Consider the following 1140-nt stretch of genomic DNA (forward strand, 5'->3'; position numbering starts at 1 on the left):
GCTTGACTCCGTCCGCTCCACACCAATCGGGCCGGTATCAGGGAAAGGGGGAGCCCTGCGCAAAACTCGCTCTCACCTGAGTCAACCGTCCTGAAAAGAACCAGATCAGCCCGCTTGACCCCTTGCGCCACTAGTGGCACTAGTGCTAAAGTGGAGGCATACCGAGAGGGAGACCATCCCCCGGAAACCCCCAGGAGGACACCATGACCGACTCAACCGGCACCCTGCTCGACGCCCTCAGTGTGGCGCTATCCGACGTGGCGGCGTTGATCGCCGACCCTGAGGTGTTGCACGCCCTGACTTCGCACCTGACCGCCCGTGAGGTGATGGTCATCGCCCGACTGTTTCAGGCAGCCGGACAGGACGACGCCTACCGCTGGGTGGTGGAAGGCATCATCCACGGCGACGAAGAGGTGCGGGCGGTAGCGACCCCCGACGTCGCAGGCCCCGGATCGGTCCGCGTCGAGTACTTCAACGAGTTTGTCGATCGTGGCACTGCCGACCCTCCCCTAGATGTCCGCGAGTTCGAGAATGGCGGACTGCACAGCGCTCTGCGCGAGCTCCGCCTCGAGGTGGACACCGAAGATTGGTCGGCGATCAAGCCGCCCGGCTGCATCGTTCTCGCCAGTGCGCGCCGCATCTAAGCCGACACACCGAATCAACTAGTGGCGCGTGCGGTGCACGCGCCACTAGTTGCACTAGAGTCACTAGCGGGAGGAAACATGAAGATCGTTGCAGTAGCGAACCAGAAGGGCGGAGTCGGAAAGACATCCGTCGCGCAGTCCCTGTTGCACGCCGCCGCGGCCAGGGGAAAGAAGGCGCTGGGTATTGACCTGGACTCGCAGGGCAACCTCACCCAGCAGCTCACCGCCCGTAGCTCGGAGGAGTGGTTCGACGTCACCATTGCCGATGTCATGGACCCGTCGATGAACGTGCGCGTCGTCGAGGCGGTCGTGCCGACCCGCCGGGACGGCATCGACCTCGTGCCCTCTGGATTGGACGACTACGTCGCAGTGGAGATGACACTGACCGGGGCGATGATGCGCGAGCTGACGCTGCACAAAGCACTCAGTCAGCTCCCGGACGACGCCTACGACCTCGTCGTGATCGACTGCCCCGCAGCGCTCGGCCTCACCCTGA

General features: G+C 64.0%; 2 protein-coding genes. Both read left to right on the forward strand.

Translation table 11 applies throughout. From position 1 onward, the window contains the following. Nucleotides 1-203 precede the first annotated feature (203 nt). The gene (locus H483_RS27285) at nucleotides 204-644 is read left to right on the forward strand and encodes a hypothetical protein (protein WP_017836474.1); all 441 of its coding nucleotides are present in this window, start codon (nucleotides 204-206) and stop codon (nucleotides 642-644) included. Between the two features lie 78 nt (nucleotides 645-722). After that, nucleotides 723-1140 (forward strand): ParA family protein (locus H483_RS27290; protein WP_017836475.1); only part of this gene is annotated, 418 nt, incomplete at its 3' end.

The sequence above is a fragment of the Dietzia sp. UCD-THP genome, from assembly GCF_000349585.1.
Taxonomy (GTDB): Bacteria; Actinomycetota; Actinomycetes; order Mycobacteriales; family Mycobacteriaceae; genus Dietzia; species Dietzia natronolimnaea_A.